The sequence below is a fragment of the Paucibacter sp. TC2R-5 genome (genome assembly GCF_025717605.1).
Classification (GTDB): Bacteria; Pseudomonadota; Gammaproteobacteria; order Burkholderiales; family Burkholderiaceae_C; genus Paucibacter_A; species Paucibacter_A albus.
The window spans coordinates 326,451-345,829 of record NZ_JAJIRQ010000005.1 but is presented as its reverse complement, the minus strand read 5'-3'; the positions used below and the strand labels follow the sequence as shown (position 1 = coordinate 345,829).

General features: G+C 62.8%; 15 protein-coding genes. 8 read left to right on the top strand and 7 right to left on the bottom strand.

Annotation, left to right across the window (positions count from 1 at the left end):
* The first annotated feature begins 9 nt into the window (after positions 1–9).
* The 4 genes from LNV08_RS14170 to ruvB all read left to right on the top strand — a co-directional run bounded on the left by LNV08_RS14170 (position 10) and on the right by ruvB (position 3,901).
* Positions 10–1,452, top strand: coding sequence for a sensor histidine kinase (locus LNV08_RS14170; protein WP_263534368.1), 1,443 nt, complete (start codon positions 10–12; stop codon positions 1,450–1,452).
* Positions 1,453–1,592: 140 nt separating this feature from the next.
* Entirely contained in the window at positions 1,593–2,246 is a 654-nt protein-coding gene (locus tag LNV08_RS14165; protein ID WP_263534367.1) for a response regulator, read from the top strand.
* 30 nt (positions 2,247–2,276) lie between these two features.
* A complete protein-coding gene (gene ruvA, locus LNV08_RS14160; protein WP_263534366.1) occupies positions 2,277–2,849 on the top strand; it encodes a Holliday junction branch migration protein RuvA in 573 nt (190 codons plus the stop codon).
* Positions 2,846–3,901, top strand: coding sequence for a Holliday junction branch migration DNA helicase RuvB (gene ruvB / locus LNV08_RS14155; protein ID WP_263534365.1), 1,056 nt, complete (start codon positions 2,846–2,848; stop codon positions 3,899–3,901). Before ruvA ends, ruvB begins: the two co-directional genes overlap by 4 nt.
* Positions 3,902–3,965: 64 nt before the next feature.
* Here the strand turns inward: ruvB and LNV08_RS14150 are convergent, their stop codons facing one another.
* From LNV08_RS14150 to LNV08_RS14130, 5 genes are all read right to left on the bottom strand, one after another.
* Complete coding sequence (locus LNV08_RS14150; protein ID WP_263534364.1) at positions 3,966–4,925, bottom strand: porin; 960 nt, start codon at positions 4,923–4,925, stop codon at positions 3,966–3,968.
* A gap of 194 nt (positions 4,926–5,119) precedes the next feature.
* The gene (locus LNV08_RS14145) at positions 5,120–5,773 is read right to left on the bottom strand and encodes a histidine phosphatase family protein (RefSeq protein ID WP_318014124.1); all 654 of its coding nucleotides are present in this window, start codon (positions 5,771–5,773) and stop codon (positions 5,120–5,122) included.
* A gap of 4 nt (positions 5,774–5,777) precedes the next feature.
* Positions 5,778–6,101, bottom strand: a complete 324-nt coding sequence (locus LNV08_RS14140; protein ID WP_263534363.1) for a DUF1840 domain-containing protein — start codon at positions 6,099–6,101, stop codon at positions 5,778–5,780.
* A 59-nt stretch (positions 6,102–6,160) separates the two neighbouring features.
* Positions 6,161–8,326, bottom strand: coding sequence for an EAL domain-containing protein (locus tag LNV08_RS14135; protein WP_263534362.1), 2,166 nt, complete (start codon positions 8,324–8,326; stop codon positions 6,161–6,163).
* Positions 8,323–9,603: an HD-GYP domain-containing protein gene (locus LNV08_RS14130; protein WP_263534361.1), complete on the bottom strand. Its 1,281-nt coding sequence runs from the start codon at positions 9,601–9,603 to the stop codon at positions 8,323–8,325. The genes LNV08_RS14135 and LNV08_RS14130 overlap by 4 nt, the downstream gene beginning before the upstream one ends.
* Before the next feature lie 305 nt (positions 9,604–9,908).
* Here LNV08_RS14130 and pcaF point away from each other — a divergent pair, with 305 nt between their 5' ends.
* Together pcaF and LNV08_RS14120 are read left to right on the top strand one after the other, a co-directional pair.
* The gene (pcaF, locus tag LNV08_RS14125) at positions 9,909–11,114 is read left to right on the top strand and encodes a 3-oxoadipyl-CoA thiolase (protein WP_263534360.1); all 1,206 of its coding nucleotides are present in this window, start codon (positions 9,909–9,911) and stop codon (positions 11,112–11,114) included.
* 309 nt (positions 11,115–11,423) lie between these two features.
* Positions 11,424–12,305, top strand: coding sequence for an IclR family transcriptional regulator domain-containing protein (locus tag LNV08_RS14120; protein WP_263534359.1), 882 nt, complete (start codon positions 11,424–11,426; stop codon positions 12,303–12,305).
* Positions 12,306–12,364: 59 nt separating this feature from the next.
* Here LNV08_RS14120 and LNV08_RS14115 read toward each other — a convergent pair whose 3' ends face one another.
* Positions 12,365–13,900, bottom strand: coding sequence for a 3-hydroxyacyl-CoA dehydrogenase (locus LNV08_RS14115; protein ID WP_263534358.1), 1,536 nt, complete (start codon positions 13,898–13,900; stop codon positions 12,365–12,367).
* A 23-nt stretch (positions 13,901–13,923) separates the two neighbouring features.
* Positions 13,924–14,709: an enoyl-CoA hydratase-related protein gene (locus LNV08_RS14110; protein ID WP_263534357.1), complete on the bottom strand. Its 786-nt coding sequence runs from the start codon at positions 14,707–14,709 to the stop codon at positions 13,924–13,926.
* 71 nt (positions 14,710–14,780) lie between these two features.
* On the opposite strand from LNV08_RS14110, the gene LNV08_RS14105 reads away from it, so the two are divergent.
* Together LNV08_RS14105 and fdhF are read left to right on the top strand one after the other, a co-directional pair.
* Positions 14,781–16,490, top strand: coding sequence for an NADH-ubiquinone oxidoreductase-F iron-sulfur binding region domain-containing protein (locus LNV08_RS14105; RefSeq protein WP_263534356.1), 1,710 nt, complete (start codon positions 14,781–14,783; stop codon positions 16,488–16,490).
* Positions 16,487–19,264 (top strand): formate dehydrogenase subunit alpha, encoded by a 2,778-nt coding sequence (gene fdhF, locus LNV08_RS14100; RefSeq protein ID WP_263534355.1) that lies wholly within the window; start codon positions 16,487–16,489, stop codon positions 19,262–19,264. Before LNV08_RS14105 ends, fdhF begins: the two co-directional genes overlap by 4 nt.
* The last annotated feature ends 115 nt before the right edge of the window (positions 19,265–19,379 follow it).

Here is a 19,379-nt window from a genome sequence, read left to right as displayed (position 1 = left end):
AACTCCGTCATGGTCAAACCAATTCGATTGATAGCTGCGGCAGCCCTTGGCACGCTCTTGCTCCCGGCTTTGCTGCTGGCTCAGCCGACCCAAGCCCCTGCCCTAGGCCCTTCCGGTCTCAGCGCCATCATCAGCACTTGGCTGATGGCCATGCTGATGATGATGGGCGTCACGACCGGCTTGCTGGCCCGCCTTTGCCCGGCAGACAGGCGTTTGCCCTACCTCAGCGGCATGATGCTCAGCGCCGTGGCCTGGGCGCTGCTGCTTGAGTTCCGACCCGGCCTAGCGGGCGCGGAGATGGGCTTGCTGGCGCTGCTGACTTTTTGTGCGCTGCGCTTCGTGCTGAGGCCTTTGCTGGGCCTGCCGGCCTGGCTGGCCTCGGCGCTGCGGGTGCAGTTGGTACTGGCGCCGCTGACGGTCGGGCTGCTGGGCGACGCACAACTGCCCTGGTTGGCGCAGTTCTGGTTCGCAGCCTTGGCGCTGGAGATGCTGCTGGCCGTCGTCTATTACCTGCGCTCGCACAGCAGTGACGCAGAGCCCGTCGTCGAACCGCTGCTGCCCCAGCTCAGCGACCCGCTGCGGCTGCGCGCACTGCTGAGCCTGCTGGCACTGTCGGCCTCGGCCTTGATGCTTGTGCAGGTCGCACCAGCCTTGTCTGTAAGCGGTGATGCCCTGGCAGCCAACACGCCGAGTATTTCCTTGCTCCTCTTATGGGCCATGGCGTTGCTGCTGATGGCGCTTGGGCTGCAAGCAATTGCCGCGTTAGCACGCGCCCGCAGGCTGGCCGAGATCCGCCACGCACAGGCCGAACAAGATATGCATGCAAGAGTGGCCGAAGTCGAGCTCAGCTTTGGCGCCTTGGTGGAACAAAAGCTGGAGCAAGTGACCGAACGTGAGCGCAAACGCATTGCCGCCGATCTGCACGATGACTTGGGCGCCAAGCTGCTGACGATTGTTCACACCAGCGAGTCTGACCGCATCTCGACCCTGGCGCGTGAAGCGCTGGAGGAAATGCGTTTGTCGGTGCGGGGGCTGACGGGCAAGCCGGTGCAGTTGCTGGACGCCCTGGGCGACTGGCGGGCCGAGCTGGTGTCCAGGCTGGGCCAGGCCAATATCCTGGCCGAGTGGGAATCACCGACGGAGGACATCGTCCACACCCTGCCGGCACGCGCTTACGTGCAAACCACACGGATCTTCCGCGAGGCCGTCAGCAACATCATCAAGCACAGCGGCGGCACACATTGCAATATCAGCTGCAAGGTTCAAGACGGGGACTTTCTGGTCGTGATCCAGGACAATGGTCAGGGCATACCGGCCGAACTGGACGGTAGGCTGGACCGGGGGCATGGCATGGCGAGCATGAAATCCCGCGCCAAGCAAATGCATGGGCAATGCCTGGTCGAATCGGGGCCAGGCTGGGGCACGGTGATCCGCCTGACGATTCCGCTCTGAATAAACGTGCATCTCGCACATCTGCGTCAGTTGATCAAGCTCAGGCCGCTTGGCTTCAAGCCGATAAAGCCTTACCGTCATCGACTGAGATGCAAGTGAGCGCATGCCGCGCCCCGCCTCTTCGGAACACCGAGAACACCATGGACAATATTCTGTTGCTTGAAGATATTCCCGAAATCCGCGCCTGGCTGAAGGCGCTGATCAAGCAAGTCTTCGTCAATGCGCAGATCACCGAATGCTCGCGCGTCCAAGACGCGCTGGCCTTCGTCAACAGCCATCGCTTTGATCTGGCACTGCTGGATCTGGGTCTGCCGGATGGCTCGGGCGTGGACGTCATTGCCGCCTTGCGCGACCGCCAGCCGGAGGCGCAGTCGGTGATCGTGACCATTCACGATGATGACGAACACCTTTTCCCGGCCTTGCAAGCCGGCGCCTTTGGTTATTTGCTGAAGGAGCAATCGCGCGAGTTGTTGATCGAGCAGTTGCAGCGCATGAGCCAGGGCGAACCGCCGCTGTCGCCGTCAATCGCCCGCAAGGTGATCTCCTACTTCGGCAAGCAAAGGCGCCAGCAGGCGGCCGCCCCCGTCCAAGAGGTTTCACTGACTGACCGTGAAACCGAAGTCTTGCTGCGTGTAGCCAAAGGCTTCACCCTGCCGGAGATCGGCGTGCAACTGGGCTTGTCACGCCACACCATTGCCGATTATGTGAAGCAGATCTATCGCAAACTGAATGTCTCTTCGCGCGCCGAAGCGGCACTCGAAGCGCAGCGCCTGGGTCTATTCGGCAGAAGCTGATTCTTACCCGTTCAGCCGGATAATGGCCGGATGATAGGAAGACTCACAGGCGTCATTGCGGAGAAATCGCCCCCGCTGGTTCTCATAGACGTGCAGGGCGTCGGCTACGAGGTCGATGTGCCCATGAGCACGTTCTACAACTTGGGCGGCCTGGGCGACAAGGTCAGTTTGCTGACCCATTTTGTGGTTCGCGAAGACGCTCAAATCCTGTTTGGCTTCCTCAGCGCAGAGGAGCGCGCGACCTTTCGCCAGTTGATCAAGATCAGCGGCGTCGGCCCCCGCATGGCGCTGTCGCTGCTGTCTGGCTTGTCAGTGGCCGAACTGGCTCAAGCCGTCGCACGCCAAGAAGCTGCACGTCTGGTCAAGGTCCCCGGCGTAGGCAAGAAGACCGCCGAGCGGCTTCTGCTTGAGCTCAAAGGCAAACTCGGGCCAGATCTGGCCGTGCCAATCAGCATAGTCAACGACAACCAAGGTGACATCTTGCAGGCGCTGGTGGCGCTGGGTTATAGCGAGAAAGACGCCGCACTGGCACTGAAGCCCTTGCCGGCCGATGTCGGCGTGAGTGACGGCATCAAGCTGGCTCTGAGGGCACTGTCACGATGAGCATTCAAACCGATGATTTCGGTAGCGCGCCGATACGCGTCGTTAGCGCAGCGCCTTCCTCGCCCAAAGAAGAAGCGATTGAGCGCGCATTACGGCCAAAGTTGCTAGACGAGTATGTGGGCCAGACCAAGGCCCGCGAGCAGTTGGAGATCTTCATCGGTGCAGCCCGCAAGCGCGATGAGGCGATGGATCATGTGCTTTTGTTTGGCCCGCCGGGTCTGGGCAAGACTACGCTATCTCACATCATTGCCGCCGAGTTGGGCGTCAATTTGCGCCAGACCTCCGGGCCGGTGCTGGAGAAGCCCAAGGATCTGGCAGCCATCCTGACCAATCTCGAGAAGAACGATGTGCTCTTCATCGACGAGATACACCGTCTCTCGCCGGTGGTGGAGGAAATTCTTTACCCCGCGCTGGAGGACTATCAGATCGACATCATGATCGGCGAAGGCCCGGCTGCGCGCTCGATCAAGCTCGATCTGCAACCGTTCACGCTGGTGGGCGCCACCACCCGCGCCGGCATGCTGACCAACCCGCTGCGCGACCGTTTCGGCATCGTGGCGCGACTGGAGTTCTATACGGCCGAGGAACTGCAGCGCATCGTCACCCGCTCTGCTGCGCTGCTGAACACGCCGATGGATGAAGAAGGCGCGTTAGAGATAGCGCGTCGCTCGCGCGGCACGCCGCGTATTGCTAACCGATTACTTCGGCGTGTGCGTGACTATGCCGACGTCAAAGGAGATGGCCGCATTGGCAAAACCATTGCCGACAAGGCCTTGGCGATGCTGGACGTGGATCCGCGCGGCTTCGATCTGATGGACCGCAAGCTATTGGAGGCGATCGTGCATCGCTTTGACGGTGGGCCGGTGGGCCTAGAGAACGTCGCCGCAGCGATAGGCGAGGAAGCGGGCACGATCGAAGACGTGATCGAGCCCTATCTGATACAGCAAGGCTTTTTGCAACGTACGCCGAGGGGACGTATCGCGACCTTGGCGGCATTCAGGCACCTGGGCGTGACGCCACCCAAGGCGATGGGGGCTTTGTTCGACGAATAGTCGAAGCTCTTGCCCCATAAAAAAAGCGACCCGAAGGTCGCTTTTTTGATTCTGTCGTGAACGATCAGAAATTGTGGCGCACGCCCACTGCGAAGGAGTCAAAGTCGCCCTTCTTGGTGTCGTTAGCGTCGATGGCTGTGTAGAAGCCATAGACCTTGGTGCGCTTGCTCAGGTTGTAGTTATAACCAAAGGTGTACTGCTTGGCGCCATGATTATTGAAGCCCGCAGTGCCGCCGGACTCGGTGCCACCGACGTTGACGTGGAATTCAGATGCGCCCATCGTGTACATGGCCGAAACACGGCCGATGTTACGGGTGCTGTTCTTCACGCCCTTGCTTGCGTGATCTTCATACTGCCAGTAGGCGCCGAAAGTGAAAGCGCCCATTTCGTACAGGCCACGGATGGCGTATTGGCTGTTGTCGCCTTCCTTGCCGTAGCCAGCGCCCAAGTGGATAGGGCCCATGTCATAGTTCGCCGACAGGTCGAATGCACGCTCAACGCCAGGAGCGCCTTCGCCGGCGCTGGCGGTAATTTCAGCGGTGAAGCCTGCGTAGTTAGGTGTGAAGTAACCAACCTTGTTAGCCTCCCTCCAGCCGGTGCCAAATGCATACAGCGCATCCGACGAAGTGCCGGTGTCGTGGTTGTGCATGCTGATGTAGTCAGCGGTGGCGAAGTAGGAACCATTGGTCCAACGACCCAGCTTGACGGCACCGAAAGAGCCGCTCAACTGAACTGCAGCTTCGCGATTCCAGAACGCGCTGGAACCTTTCGTTGCCGCGCCGGTGTCCGAATTCAGACCATGCTCCAGCAGGAACTGAGCCTTCAGGCCGCCGCCCAGATCTTCGGTACCCTTGAAGCCCAAACGCGAGCTGTTGTTCTGAACCACGGCAACGCGATCGCCGCCGTCAGTCGACTGGCTCTCAACCGACGTATTGATCCGGCCCCACAGGGTGACCGAGCTTTGTGCGAATGCGGCGGGAGCTGCGAAGGCTGCAATAGCGGCCACGATAGCGATCTTTTTCATCGTTTTCCTTGGTGAGTTGAAATTGAGCTGAGCTCAGTTAGGCTGATTGGCCCGGACTTCTGCGCAATGTGTCGCGAGTATAGAAGTGCCACGTTTGAGCGCCAGTGGTTCGACGCGAAATTGCAACACTTCCCTGCTAACCCCAAGAGCATGCGCTTCAGCACTTGCGCGCGCGATCGAAATTGAAACGATTTTCAAGGCAGCAATTCTTTGCCCAGGTCGACCAAATGACTGGCGTCGTTCCACCCGATCAAGCTGAAACCCGCTGGCGTGAAAAGCAGCCGGTTGATGGCCGCATTGCCCAGTACCCAACTGCGCGGCGCCTGCAAATCCAGGCCGGTGGCAGCGCGATACAGGCAGTCCAGCACGCCACCATGCGTCAGTACCACAATCGTTTGCCCCGGATGCTGCAAAGCAATGCCGGTCAGCGCCGCGATGCTGCGTCGGTAAAATTCACCCAAGGTTTCACCGCCTTGCGCGCCGAACTCGGCATCCCGCTTGCGCCAGCGTTCACTTTGCTCCGGCCAGCGCGCAGCAATCTCTTCCCAGGTCAGGCCTTCGAAAACACCAAAGTTGCGCTCCCGCAGGTGCGCATCCAGCCGTAAGTGCAAGCTTGCGTGAGACGCTCGGTCGGCCACCGCTTTGGCGGTTTGCCTGGCACGTTGCAGGTCGCTGGTGTAGATCGCAGCGATCGGCTGTTCCTGCAAGGCCAGGCCCAACAAGCGCGCTTGGGCCAGACCGATCTCGCTGAGTGCAATATCAGTGTGGCCTTGAATCCGCTTGACGCGATTCCATTCGGTCTCGCCATGCCGAATCGCCAGGATTTGAGTACTGCTGTCCAGAGGCATCGCTTCAGACGCCCCACACAAGGTCTTCCCCCGCTTGCACGCTGTGGCGCATCAACTCAAGCAGCGGCCAAACACGCTGACGCAAGCTGATGCCTTCGCGGCGCGGGGCGGGCAAGCCGGCAGCCATTGCTTCGGCTTGCTGCGCGGCAAACGCGGCATCATCTTCTGTTGCGGCTCGCTCAAGGCTGGCCATCGCCTCGCTCAGACTTGCCAGGGCAAGCAGGCCTTGGCTGGAAGGCTCCCGGCCCAATAGCGCCAAGATTTGATCGCCCTGCGGGCCCATCATGATGACGTCGGCACCGGCTTTGGACTTGAATTTGTAAATCATCACTCACTCCTTTTGGGAACTGAGCGCTATTGTGCGTTGCCTGCTTGAACCGTCATCCCTCAGACCAGCAAGCCGCCTAGAAAATGCATGCCGACGGAGCGCACCGGAGTCTCGGGGCTGCGCCGCCAAACACGCTCCTCGAAAGCGCGCGGGTCTAAGGCTGGCGCAAAGAGAAAACCCTGAAATTCGTGGCAGCCGGCACGCAGCAAAAATTCGCGCTGCGCCTCGGTTTCGACACCCTCGGCAATCACCTGCAGACGCAAGGCCTGGCCCATTTGGATGATGGCATTGACGATGGCCGCGTCGCTGCTGTCGCCTGGCAAGCCCTGCACAAAGCTGCGATCTATCTTCAAGCGTTGAATCGGGAAGCGCTTCAAATAGCCCAGGCTCGAATAGCCGGTGCCAAAGTCGTCAATCGACATGGTCACCCCCAGCTCTGCCAGCGCCTGCAGGCGCAGCAGCGCCTCTTCGGCGTCGCGCAACAAAATCGATTCGGTCAATTCCAACTCGAGCAAGGCGGGCGGCAAGCCAGAGGATTTCAAAACCGCAGCCACCGAGTCGACGAACTGGCTTTGCTGGAACTGCATGGCCGAGACATTGACCGCCACCGGCATCGTACGGCCTTGGCGCAGCCAAGTCGCCGCTTGCTCGACGGCCTGGCGCAGCACCCATTCGCCAATCGCAACGACAAAGCCGCTTTCTTCCGCCACCGGGATGAACTCGCCCGGGGAGATCTCGCCACGCAGCGGATCGCGCCAACGAATCAGCGCTTCCGCACCTATGACCTGACCACTGCCCAAGGCGATTTGCGGCTGAAAATGCAGGCGGAACTGCCCCTCTTGCAAGGCCTGGCGCATCGCATGATCGAGGCGCATGCGCGAAAGCAGATCGACGTCCTTGCGCGGCCGATGAAAGTGGAAAGTGCCGCGGCCGCTTTCCTTGACCCAGTGCATCGCCCGCTCGGCGCTGGCCATCAATTCCTCTGCCGTGCCGCCGTCGCCCGGGAACAGGGCAATGCCGGTGCTGCAGGTCACGGTGAAGCTGAGCGTATCGAAACTAAAGGGCCGCGACATCGCCTCTTGCACCCGACGCGCCGCGTTCTCGGCGCCGCGCACATCGGCCTGATGAATCAGCAGCGCGAACTCATCGCCGCTCAGACGAGCCACCGTGTCGACTTCGCGCAGGCAGCTCTTCAAGCGTTCGGCCACCTCTTTCAGGACCCGGTCGCCATAGGAGTGGCCGAGCGTTTCATTGATTTGCTGAAAGCGATCCAGATCGACGCTGAGCAGCGCAAAAGGAATGCTCTCGCGCCGCGCCATTGCCTGCGCATAGTCGACCCGTTCGGCCAAAGCGCGCCGGTTCGGCAGGCCGGTCAACATGTCGGAGTGAGCCAGTTCGTCGATGCGCTGGCTGGCAGCCAGCTTTTCGCTCAGGTCACGGAAGGAATACACCCGCCCGACCGCCCGACCGCGGCTGAATTGCGGCAGCGAGACGCGCTCCAGCACCCGACCATCGGTCAGCGTGATCACGTCGCTGCTCTGCAGCAAGGGCGCCTCTTCAATCGCATCTAAGCGCTGCGCATAGATCTTGCCGTCAAGCACGCTACGTCGCATCCAGGTCTGCACAGCCTCGTCGTTACGTTCCTGCAGCAAATCAGCGGGAATCCCCCACAAAGAGGCAAAACGCTTGTTGAAGGAACGCATGCGGCCGGCCAGATCGGTGACCAAAATGCCGTCGGCGGTTGATTCCAGCGTGGCCTGCAACTCGGCCACCAAGGCCTCACGCTCTTCTTCGCTTTGGCGCTGCCGACTTTGATCACGGATCACGACCAACCAGTAGCCGGCTGGCTCTGCGCCATAAACTGAGCTGGCCATACCGGCCGCTTTTGAATTGAGCGCCACATAGCTGATACGCCGCGTGACCCACAGCATCTGCCCATCGGCATGGCGCATCAAGGTGTCCGAATTCAAACTGGCCGCCGTGCTGCTGGCCGCTTCCAGCCAGAACATCGCATCTTCGGGCGTGCTGACCAGCGTTTCAACCGCTTGGCCGACCATTTGCTCGGGCTTGAGCCCCAACATCTGGTGCGCAGCTTTGTTCACTGCCAGGATGCAGCGGCTTGTGCCGTCAACCAACCATGCCGAATCCAGCAGCCCGTCCAGCAGGGCAGCATAAGGTTCGACAGGGCTTGGTTGAGGCGCCAGCTGCAGCCTGAGAACTGTCACGCCGCTAACTCCGTCGCCATGCCAGCACCCACCGGCTCAAAGAAGTAGGCGATCCGCGTACGCGGGCTCAGGTAGTCCATCGCGGCTCGCGGCAATTGCTGCGCCTTGATGCTGCGACGAATGCCCAAATCGGGTTGATCCTCAAGATTGAGTACCAGCGCCTCTTCACGCGGTACTTTCGGGTCATGCACCATCACGCGTGGCTTGAGCGGCCGGGAAGAATTGACGGCCACCACCAAGGCATAGCGGTCATCGGTCAACTGCACCGCTGAACCCGGCGGGTAGACACCCATCATGCGGATGAAAGCATTCAGCATCGTGGCGTCGAAGCGGTTGCGGCCCTGCGCAAACATCAGCGACAGCGCTTCATGCGGTGTCATCGCCTTGGAGGCCAGCAAGGGATTACACAGCCCGTCGAAGCGATTCACCAGCGCAACGATGCGTGCGCCGGCACTCATCTTGTCCATATTGATGCGCTGCGGGAAGCCGCTGCCATCGGCGTTCTCATGATGCTGGGCAATGATCAGCAAGGGGCCGGGCGTCAAACCCATGCCTTGCGCGATCGCCACACCCTTGGCCACATGCTGTTGATAAAGCTGCATTTCGGGGCCGGTGAACGTATCTTCACGGTGCCGCAAGCGGGCCAGCACCTCGAGTTTGCCCACATCATGCAAGAGCGCCCCAACGCCCAGATCAAGCATTTCCTCCCGGTTCAGGCCAAAAGCCCGACCCAGCAACAAAGCGATGATGGACACATTCAGCGCATGCGCGGTGCTGCGATCACCGGCACCTTCGTTCAGCAGGCGAATATTCAGATCGCCCTCGATCAGCATTTTGTCCAGCAAAGCCGCCGCCAGTGCGGTGGTTTGCTCGCGGCTGCCGCGCGGGTCCTTGGGCACTGACTCCATCACATCCCGGAACGCCGAAGCCGCTTCTCCATATTGGCGCTCACACAGTTGCAGCGCCGCACGCTGCGCTGCCAGCGCGCGCCGATGCGCCTCGCGGGCCAAATCTTCGTTCGAAACGGCCGACAGGTCAGCGGCCGCCGGCGCCGCGATGGGCAGCGGCGTAGCCTCCAGTTGCAACTCGCTCTTGCCCGGACTCCAGCGCACCTGACTCAGCCCCAAGCGGCGCAAAATCATCAGCTGCTCCTCGCTGGCCAGCTTGAAGCTGCTGAGCGGGAAGGGATGAGCCATCCAGCCCAGGTCCAGGTGGATGAACATTCCCACCTTCAACTGGCTGACTTCGATCAGCGGATAGTCCGAACTTTCCTTCATATTTTTCCTACGCCAATTCCTTGAGGCGCCCTCCGGTCAAGCTTCGGCAAGCAATGGTTAAAACTTAAGTCCTTAGTCCCGCCTTTGGTGCGCACTGCTCAAATGCCTGAAAGGCTCGTGCGATTTATCACGTCCACCACGGCCCAAATGACCGGCTTGAACGGGGACCAGCTCAGCCCCGCGCAAGCACTCTCAATCTCTGAGGCCACTATATATAGTCACGCATCAACTGCTGCGACCACGGCAGTCGTTTGCGTGCATAAATTCAGCAGTACGCAGCACTTTTATTCCCAACAGGAAGAACCATGACCCAACAGGCCTTTATTTGTGACGCTATTCGCACACCCTTCGGACGCTATGGCGGTGCTTTGTCTTCAGTTCGGGCGGACGATCTGGGCGCCACTCCGCTGCGTGCATTGATGGCCCGCAACCCTGGCGTGGACTGGGCCTCGGTCAGCGACCTGCTCTACGGTTGCGCCAATCAGGCCGGCGAAGATAACCGCAACGTTGCGCGCATGTCGGCGCTGCTGGCCGGCTTGCCGGTGGGCGTTCCCGGCGCCACGATCAACCGCCTGTGTGGTTCGGGCATGGACGCCGTTGGCTCGGCCGCGCGCGCAATTCGCGCCGGCGAGGCCGGCCTGATGTTGGCCGGCGGCGTCGAAAGCATGAGCCGCGCGCCCTTCGTGATGCCCAAGGCCGAAACCGCCTTCGCCCGCAGCAACACCGTCTATGACACCACGATAGGCTGGCGCTTTGTCAACCGACTGATGAAGGAGCAGTATGGCGTCGACGCGATGCCCGAGACGGCCGAAAACGTCGCCACCGACTTTGGCATCAGCCGTGCCGACCAGGATTTAATGGCCTTGCGCAGCCAGTTGCGGGCGGTCGCCGCCCAGCAGGCCGGCTATTTCGACGCCGAGATCACGCCGGTCTCGATTGCACAAAAAAAGGGCGAGCCGATCTGCGTTGATCGCGATGAGCATCCGCGTGAAACCAGCCTGGAGGCGCTGGCCAAGCTTAAGCCCATCGTGCGCCCCGACGGCACCGTCACCGCCGGCAATGCCTCGGGCGTCAATGACGGCGCTTGCGCGCTGCTGCTGGCGAGCGAATCTGCGGCCGCCAAGAATGGGCTGACGCCCCGCGCGCGCGTGCTTGGCATGGCCTGTGCCGGCGTGGCGCCGCGCATCATGGGCATTGGCCCGGCGCCGGCCAGCCAGCGAGTGCTGGCGCAGACGGGCTTGAGCCTCGATCAGATGGATGTGATCGAGCTCAATGAAGCCTTTGCCGCCCAGGGTTTGGCCGTGTTGCGCCAATTGGGCCTGGCCGACGACGACGCGCGCGTCAATCCGAACGGCGGGGCCATCGCCCTGGGCCATCCGCTGGGCGCCAGCGGCGCACGCTTGGTGATGACGGCCGTCCATCAATTGCAGCGCAGCGGCGGGCGCTATGCACTGTGCACCATGTGTATTGGGGTCGGCCAAGGCATCGCCCTCGTCATCGAAAGAGTCTGAGAAGCACAGTCATTTGCCATGACTAAAGCTCATAGCAAAATGAGTTTTAGTCCCGAACTTCCTAGGTATTAGTACCCAGAAACAAAATTTAACATGGCATACTAAATTTGATTCTTGGCGTACAGCGCACATATATCAACGGAAGTTTCGCCCGAAAAGTTGCCGATCCAACTTGTTCACAGGCCTGTCCGGCAGCACTCCGCCTCGCGGTGGAGCTTTCTTTCAGATTCAAAAGCTTCCCCGGCTCACTCATGGCCGCGCCTCTTGACCAAGCAATCAAGATTGGGGAGCCTTTTCGCCACTCCGACCATGTCAGCTGCCCGCAATTTCGATGACCTTGAGTATCAGCAGGCCCTGGGCTCGCCCTCGCCCCCGACCTTTGAGCGCCCCGAGCAATATCCCGCGGCATTGCCTGCGCAAGAGAGCAAGCCGGCCGGGCCACTGAAGCGCGACTTGGTTGCCGGCCTGGAAAAAGGATTGGCCGTCATCGAGGCCTTTGATCAGGAGCGGCCTCGGCTGACGATCAGCGAGGTCGCCATCCGCACCGGGCTGACACGAGCGGCCGCACGGCGCTACCTGCTGACCCTGACGCATCTGGGCTTTGTGACGCAAGACCGCAAGATGTTCGCCTTGGCGCCAAGAGTTCTGCGCCTGGGTCAAAGCTATATGCATTCGGCCCGCCTGCCCCGCATCGTCGAGCCCGAGCTGCACAAGCTCGCCTTTGCCCTGAAAGAGGCCAGCTCGGCCGGCGTCTTGGACGGTGACGACGTGATCTGCATCGCCGCCACCAATTCCGGCCGCCTCGTGGCGCCCGCCTTGCAGCCGGGCATGCGCGTGCCGGCGCATTGCTCGGGCAATGGGCGCGTCATGTTGGCCGCCTTGGCCCCGGCCGAGCTAGACGCTTGGCTGGCTCGCCAGCAGCTGACGGCTTTGACACCACACACCATCACACAGCCTGAGCGCCTGCGCCAAGAAATCGCAAGAGCCGGCTCGCTCGGCTACGCCTGCATTGACCAAGAGCTGGAGTTGGGCCTGCGTACCGTCGCCGTCCCGCTGAAAAACTACCGGGGCGAGGTCGTCGCCTCGCTCAATATCTGCGCCCACGCCTCCCGCATGAGCATGGAGCAGTTGCTTGAGCAATGCCTGCCTCCCCTGCTTCAAGCCCAAACGCATCTGCGCATGTTGCTGTAGTGAAGCCTAGTCCAGCTCCAGGCCGGAGGCCTGAAGCCTTCGCCAGGCACAAACTGGTCTCAGGCCGGTTTGTGCCCGGGCTCTGACCAGCGCCGCTGTTGCAGCAAAGGGCTGACGCGGTAGCGCTCGCTGCGGTAGGCAGCAAACAGGCCGTCCAGTGTCGCCACCAAGGCCGGCGCGCCAATCAGCGGCAACCATTCAAACGGCCCAGCCGGATAGTTGACACCGAGCTTGCAGGCCAGATCTGCCGCGCGCTCGTCGCACACGCCTTGCCAGACCGCGTCGCAACCCTCGTTGACCAACATCGCCACGGTTCGCGCGACGGCCAAGCCAGGAACATCGCGCATGCGCAGCGGCTGCCAGCCCAAGGCACGCCAGACATCTTCGATCGCCGCCAAGCCTGCGTCGTCCAATTGCGGCGCCACACTGAGCGCCAGCGCATCGACACGGCCGGGCGCCAAAGGCCAGTCCATCACGGCCAACTGCGGGTGACGCCATTCGGCGGCCAGTTGCGCAGCGGTCACACCGCTGCTCAGATGCACATGAACATCGCCCACCGACAAACCGTTCCAATCGGCAGATTCCCCGCGCGTGTAAGTCAAGCCCTTCAGGTCCAAGCAAGCGGCCAGGGTATCGACCAAAGGCCCGCGCCCGACCACGCCGATCGCGGCCAGCGCTTGCTTCGGCGCCTCCACCGGCCCCGCCGCCTCGGGCAGGCCGATATAGAACCCCTTGCCCACTTTGCGTCCCAGGCGTCCGCCGTCAACCAAGGCCTTTTGCACCAAGGACGGCATATACCGCTTATCGCCAAAGTTAGCTTCGAAAACCGACTGCGTGACCAAGAAGTTGGTGTCATGCCCAATCAGATCCATCAGCTCGCAAGGCCCCATGCGGAAACCCGCCGCGCGCAAGGCCCGGTCGATCAGCGCCGGTGTCGCGGCCTGCTCTTGCAACAAGGCCAGCGCCTCGGCGTAAAAAGGCCGGGCAATGCGGTTGACGATAAAGCCTGGCGTCGACTTCGCATGCACCGGCGTCTTGCCCCAGCGCCGCGCCAAGGCCTCGATCACCTCGGCCACGCTGGCCTCGGTCTCGGCGCCCCAGACCACTTCCACCAACTTCATCAACGGCACCGGGTTGAAGAAATGCATGCCAACCAGGCGGCCCGGGTTTTGCATGCCGTTGGCCAGGGCCGTCACGCTGATCGACGAGGTATTGCTCGCGATGATGGCGCCTTCGCCCAGCAAGGCATCCAGCTCGCGCAGCAAGGTCTGCTTGGGCTCCAGCTTTTCGACGATGACTTCGATCACCAAGGCCGCATCCTTCAACTCGGCCATGCTCTGCGCCGGTTGAATGCGCGCCAGCACCGCCGCGCACTCGACGGCCTCCATGCGGCCCTTGGCCACCAAGGCGTCCAAGGCCCGGGCCGTCTGCGCGATCGCCGAGGCGGCCGCACCTTCGCGCAGATCCAGCAGCAGCACCGCGTGGCCCGCCTGTGCGGCCACTTGGGCGATCCCGGCTCCCATGACGCCAGCACCGACCACGCCAATCAGCGCCGGCCGCTCCGCGGCCACCGCCCATTGCTTTGTCTCACTCATCGCTCTGCTCCAAATGTTTCTTTTTACTGGGGCGCCCAGGGCGCCGCGCGCTTGGCCAAAAAGGCGGCGAAGCCTTCCCGCGCCTCGGCGCCTGTGCGCACACGCGCTATCGTCTGAGCCGTCAACTCGCGTACTTCGGCGCTGACAGGGCCGACCTCGATCTGCGCGAACAAGGCCTTGATCTCGGCCTGCGCCTGCGGCCCGCTGGGCAGCAAATCACGCACCCAGCGCGCCAGCGCAGCGTCCAGCTCACCCGGCTCCACCACCTCATGCACCAAGCCCATATGCAGCGCCTCGGCCGCGCCGATACGGCTGGCCGTTAGCGCCAAGCGCTTGGCCTGACGCGGCCCCACCGCATTGATGACATAAGGGCCAATGACGGCCGGCAAAATGCCAAAGCGCGCCTCGCTGACGGCGAACTTGGCCTCGCTGCTGGCAATCGCTATATCGCAGGCACAGGCCAAACCCACCCCGCCGCCCAGGGCCAGGCCCTGGATGCGCGCCAGCGTCGGCTTGGGGCATTCGGCCAGTCGCTGCAGCATCGCGGCGAAGCGCCGTGCGTCTTCCAGATTTGCCTGCTCCGAGGCAGCCGCCGCGCGGCGCATCCATTCGATATCGGCACCGGCACTGAAGGCCTTGCCGGCGCCGGCCAGCACGATCACGCGCACGCCGGGGTCGGCCACGCAATGCTCCACCGCCTGGCTTAGCTCCGAAATCATCAGCTCATTGAAAGCGTTGAAGACCTCGGGCCTGGTCATGGTGATGTGGGCCACGCCGCCCGCGTCGACCGCAATCGTCAATGTCTCCATGCATGAAACTCCTAGTAATCTGCTCAGTATCGCAGCCCTCCCGCTGTCAATTCACCCGGCACAATCCCGTCATGAAAGCCGTCATCCCCATCCACAGCGAAGCCTATCGCCGCCCCGCCAAAGGCGGCGGCCTACGGGGCCGCCAAGCCAGCCCTGCCGCCATCGAAGCGGTGCGCGTTTTACTGAGCGACCTGCCGCGCCGACGCGACTTGTTGATCGAACACCTGCACCGCATTCAGGACGCGCAGGGGCACTTGAGCGTCGATATGCTGGCCGCATTGGCCGAGGAGATGAAGCTGTCTCAAGCTGAGGTGCATGAGGTGGCGAGTTTTTATCACCACTTCGACATCGTCTACGAAGGTGAGCAAGCACCGGCACGCTTGAGCTTACGCGTTTGCAATTCGCTCAGCTGCTCAATGGCCGGCGGCGTCGGTTTGAGCCGCGAGCTGCGCGCCTTGCTGGCGGAACAAAGCGGTGTGCGCGTCATCGATGTGCCTTGCGTCGGCCGCTGCGAGCAGGCACCCGTGGCGGTCATTGGTCAGCGGCCACTGGGCCACGCCACGGCGAGCGAAGCCATCAAGCTGCTGCAACAAGGTCAAATCCAAGATATTCGTCCTGCACACCAGCCACTGGCCGACTATCTCGCTCAAGGCGGCTACCGCGTGCTCGACGAGTTGCTGAGCGGCACGCGCAGCATTGACGCCACGATTCACACGCTCAGCGAATCGGGCCTGCGGGGCTTGGGCGGCGCCGGTTTTCCACTCGGGCGCAAATGGTCCATCGTGCGCGCGCAGCCCGCGCCCCGGCTGATGGCCGTCAATATCGACGAAGGTGAACCAGGCACTTTCAAAGACCGCTATTACCTGGAGCGCGAGCCGCAGCTATTTTTGGAAGGCATGTTGATAGCGGCACATTGCATAGGCGCCGAGGCCGTCTACATCTATCTGCGCGACGAGTACCACGCACTGCGCCAGGTGCTGAGCGAGGAGATTGCCGCGCTGCAAGCGGCGCGCAGCGGCTTGCCGGTGATCGAGCTGCGGCGCGGCGCCGGCGCCTATATCTGCGGCGAAGAGTCGGCGATGATCGAATCGATCGAAGGCAAACGCGGCTGGCCGCGCCAACGCCCGCCCTATGTGGCCGAGCGCGGTCTGTTTGGGCGGCCGACCCTGCAACACAATATCGAATCGCTGCATTGGGTGCGTCACATTCTGGAGCGCGGCTCCGACTGGTTCGCAAGTCAAGGCCGCAACGGTCGAAAAGGGCTGCGCTCGTTTTCGCTCTCGGGCCGGGTCAACAAGCCTGGTGTCTATCTGGCGCCGGCCGGCATCACCGCCGTGGAGTTGATCGACGAATACGGCGGCGGCATGTTGCCGGGTCATCAGCTATACGGTTACTTCCCTGGCGGCGCGTCCGGCGGCATGCTGCCGGCCAGCCATGCCCATGCGCCGCTGGACTTCGACACCTTGCAGGTGCATGAATGCTTTATCGGCTCGGCTGCGGTCATCGTGTTCTCTGACCAAGACAGCGCCCGCGCTTTGGCCCTCAATGCGATGGAGTTCTTCGAGCATGAGAGCTGCGGCCAATGCGTGCCCTGCCGTGAAGGCACGCAGCGTGCCGTCGAGTTGATGCGCCAGCCGGTCTGGGATCAGCCTCTGCTGGAGGAGCTGGCCTCGGTGATGGCCGACGCCTCGATCTGCGGCCTCGGCCAGGCCGCCCCCAATCCCTTGCGCTGCGCGATGCGCTATTTCCCGCACGAGTTCAGCGCCGAGGCACGAGCATGAGTGACATCACCTTCACCGTTGACGGCCAGGCCCTGCAGGCCAAGCCGAACGAGACGATTTTGAGCGCCGCGCGGCGCCAAGGTCTGAGCATCCCGACGCTGTGCCACCAAGACGGCCTGAACCCGGCCGGCAATTGCCGCGCCTGCGTGGTCGAGATTGGCGGGGAACGTGCGCTGGCAGCCTCGTGTTGCCGGCAGCCCCGAGAGGGCATGACGGTCGGGCTGGAAACCGCTCGCGTGCGGCGCAGCCAGTCCATGGTCTTGGAACTGCTGGCCGCCAAGGCGCCCGCCGAGCCCCACACCCTTAATTCAGAGCTGACGCAATGGTGCGAGGCGCTCGAAGTCGGCAAGCCACGCTTTACGCAGCCAGCGGCCCCGCCCGCCGACCGCAGCCACCCGGCCATCAGCGTGCACCTGGACGCCTGCATCCAATGTATGCGCTGTGTGCGCGCCTGCCGCGACGAACAGGTCAACGATGTGCTGGGCGTGGCCGGCTGGGGGGCCGACACCCGCATCAGCTTCGATGCCGATGAGGCGCTGGGCAGCAGCAGCTGCGTGGCCTGCGGTGAATGCGTGCAAGCCTGCCCAACCGGGGCGCTGACGCCGGCCAATGGCGCCGCGCTGCAGGCCGCCGACGCAGTGGTCGATTCGGTCTGCCCCTATTGCGGCGTCGGCTGCCAGCTCAGCTACCGAGTCAAGGACAACAAGGTGATTGAGGCGATCGGGCGCGACGGCCCGGCCAACCAGGGGCGGCTATGCGTCAAAGGCCGCTATGGCTACGACTATGTGTCCAGCGATCAGCGCTTGACCACACCCCTGATCCGGCGCGAAGGCCTGGCCAAGGACCCGGCCGACATTGGCCGCGTGCGGCGCGGCGAGGTGCCGCTGGCGGCGCTGTTCCGCGAAGCGACTTGGGACGAAGCGCTGGACCTTGCCGCCGCCGGCCTCTGCCAATTGCGCGATGCCCACGCCAACGGCTCTGCCAGCCCGCTGGCCGGCTTTGGCTCGGCCAAGGGCAGCAATGAAGAGGCCTATCTGTTCCAGAAGCTGATTCGCCAGGGCTTCTTGACCAATAACGTCGACCATTGCACGCGGCTGTGCCACGCCAGCTCGGTTGCTGCACTGCTCGAAGGCCTGGGCTCGGGCTCGGTCAGCAACCCAGTGCTGGACGCAAAGGATGCGGAAGTGATTCTGCTGATAGGCGCCAACCCCAGCTCCAACCACCCCGTCGCCGCCTCCTTCATCAAGAACGCGGTGAAGGCCGGCGCCACGCTGATCGTCGCCGACCCTCGGCGCGCACCGATGGCCCGCTTCGCCACCCACCATCTGGCCTTCCGGCCCGACACCGATGTGGCGCTGCTCAATGCGCTGCTGCATGTGATCATTGCCGAGGGCTTGACCGATCCGGACTTCATTGCCGCACGGGTCAATGGTTACGAAGCCTTGAGGGCCTCGGTCGCCGAGTGCACGCCGGAGCGCATGAGCGAGATCTGCGGCATCGCGCCCGAGGTCTTGCGCGATGTGGCAAGGCGTTATGCCAGCGCCAAGAGCGCGATGATTTTCTGGGGCATGGGCATCAGCCAGAATGTGCATGGCACCGACAACGCCCGCTGCCTGATCGCGCTGGCCATGATCACCGGGCAGATCGGCCGCCCCGGCTGCGGCCTGCATCCGCTGCGTGGTCAGAACAATGTGCAGGGCGCCTCGGACGCCGGCCTGATCCCGATGATGATGCCCAACTACCAGCGCATCGCCTTGCCCGATATACGCGAGCATTTCGAAGCACTGTGGGCCACGCCGCTGGACCCGCAGCCCGGGCTGACCGTGGTCGAGATCATCCATGCCGCCTACGAGGGCCGCATCAAGGGCATGTTCATCGAGGGCGAGAACCCGGCCATGTCCGACCCCGATCTCGACCATGCGCGCGCGGCCTTGGCGAAGCTGGAGCATCTGGTCGTGCAAGACATCTTCGCAACAGAAACCGCGCTGCTCGCCGACGTGATCCTGCCGGCCTCGGCGCATTTGGAGAAGTGGGGCAGCTACACCAATACCGACCGGCTGATACAGCTGGGCCGGCCGGCCCTGACGCCACCGGGCCAGGCACGCCAAGACCTGTGGATCATCGAGCAACTGGCGCGCCGCATTGGCCTGAGTTGGCACTATTGGCAAGCCGCCGACGGCGATGGTCAGCTGGCGGCCGAAGCGCCAACGGAGCGCGTGTTCGAGGAAATGCGTGCGGCGATGGCGCCGCTGGCCGGCGTGCCCTGGGCTCGATTGAGGCGCGAAGAAGCGGTGGTCACGCCCGCGCCTCTTGAAGACGAACCCGGCCATGCCATCATCTTCGAGCAGAGCTTCCCCACACCGAGCGGGCGCGCGCAGTTGGTGCCGGCCAGCTTTATGCCCGGCCCGGAACAACCCGACCAGGACTATCCGCTCGTGCTCAGCACCGGCCGCGTGCTGGAGCATTGGCATACGGGTGCCATGACGCGCCGCGCCGAGGTCTTGGACGCTTTGTCGCCGCAGCCCCTGCTCAGCATGCACGCCGAGGACGCCGCAGCACTGCGCTTGGATGACGCTCAAGCAATCGTCATTGCTTCGCGTCATGGCACGCTGCAAGCCCTCTTGCAGATCAGCCCCGAGGTGCGCCGGGGTCAGGTCTTTCTGCCGTTTTGCTATTGGGAGGCTGCGGCCAATGTCTTGACCGGCAGCGCGCTCGACCCGGCGGGCAAAATTCCTGGCTTCAAGGTTACAGCGGTGCGTGTACAGGCGCTTTGATTAAGATGGCCAGACGATGAAGCCGGCCGCAGCACTGTTGAGTAGGGACGCCGCAGCCATCAAGCGGTGCTTGATCGTCGTTGCGGCCCTGTGGCTTGCCCTCTGCGGCGGAAGC

Coding starts and splice junctions, on each gene's coding strand:
- ruvA (WP_263534366.1), top strand. CDS start 2,277: ATGATAGGAAGACTCACAGGCGTCATTGCGGAGAAATCGCCCCCGCTG.
- LNV08_RS14115 (WP_263534358.1), bottom strand. CDS start 13,900: ATGAGTGAGACAAAGCAATGGGCGGTGGCCGCGGAGCGGCCGGCGCTG.
- fdhF (WP_263534355.1), top strand. CDS start 16,487: ATGAGTGACATCACCTTCACCGTTGACGGCCAGGCCCTGCAGGCCAAG.
- LNV08_RS14105 (WP_263534356.1), top strand. CDS start 14,781: ATGAAAGCCGTCATCCCCATCCACAGCGAAGCCTATCGCCGCCCCGCC.
- LNV08_RS14150 (WP_263534364.1), bottom strand. CDS start 4,925: ATGAAAAAGATCGCTATCGTGGCCGCTATTGCAGCCTTCGCAGCTCCC.
- LNV08_RS14165 (WP_263534367.1), top strand. CDS start 1,593: ATGGACAATATTCTGTTGCTTGAAGATATTCCCGAAATCCGCGCCTGG.
- LNV08_RS14140 (WP_263534363.1), bottom strand. CDS start 6,101: ATGATTTACAAATTCAAGTCCAAAGCCGGTGCCGACGTCATCATGATG.
- pcaF (WP_263534360.1), top strand. CDS start 9,909: ATGACCCAACAGGCCTTTATTTGTGACGCTATTCGCACACCCTTCGGA.
- LNV08_RS14130 (WP_263534361.1), bottom strand. CDS start 9,603: ATGAAGGAAAGTTCGGACTATCCGCTGATCGAAGTCAGCCAGTTGAAG.
- ruvB (WP_263534365.1), top strand. CDS start 2,846: ATGAGCATTCAAACCGATGATTTCGGTAGCGCGCCGATACGCGTCGTT.
- LNV08_RS14170 (WP_263534368.1), top strand. CDS start 10: ATGGTCAAACCAATTCGATTGATAGCTGCGGCAGCCCTTGGCACGCTC.
- LNV08_RS14145 (WP_318014124.1), bottom strand. CDS start 5,773: ATGCCTCTGGACAGCAGTACTCAAATCCTGGCGATTCGGCATGGCGAG.
- LNV08_RS14110 (WP_263534357.1), bottom strand. CDS start 14,709: ATGGAGACATTGACGATTGCGGTCGACGCGGGCGGCGTGGCCCACATC.
- LNV08_RS14120 (WP_263534359.1), top strand. CDS start 11,424: ATGTCAGCTGCCCGCAATTTCGATGACCTTGAGTATCAGCAGGCCCTG.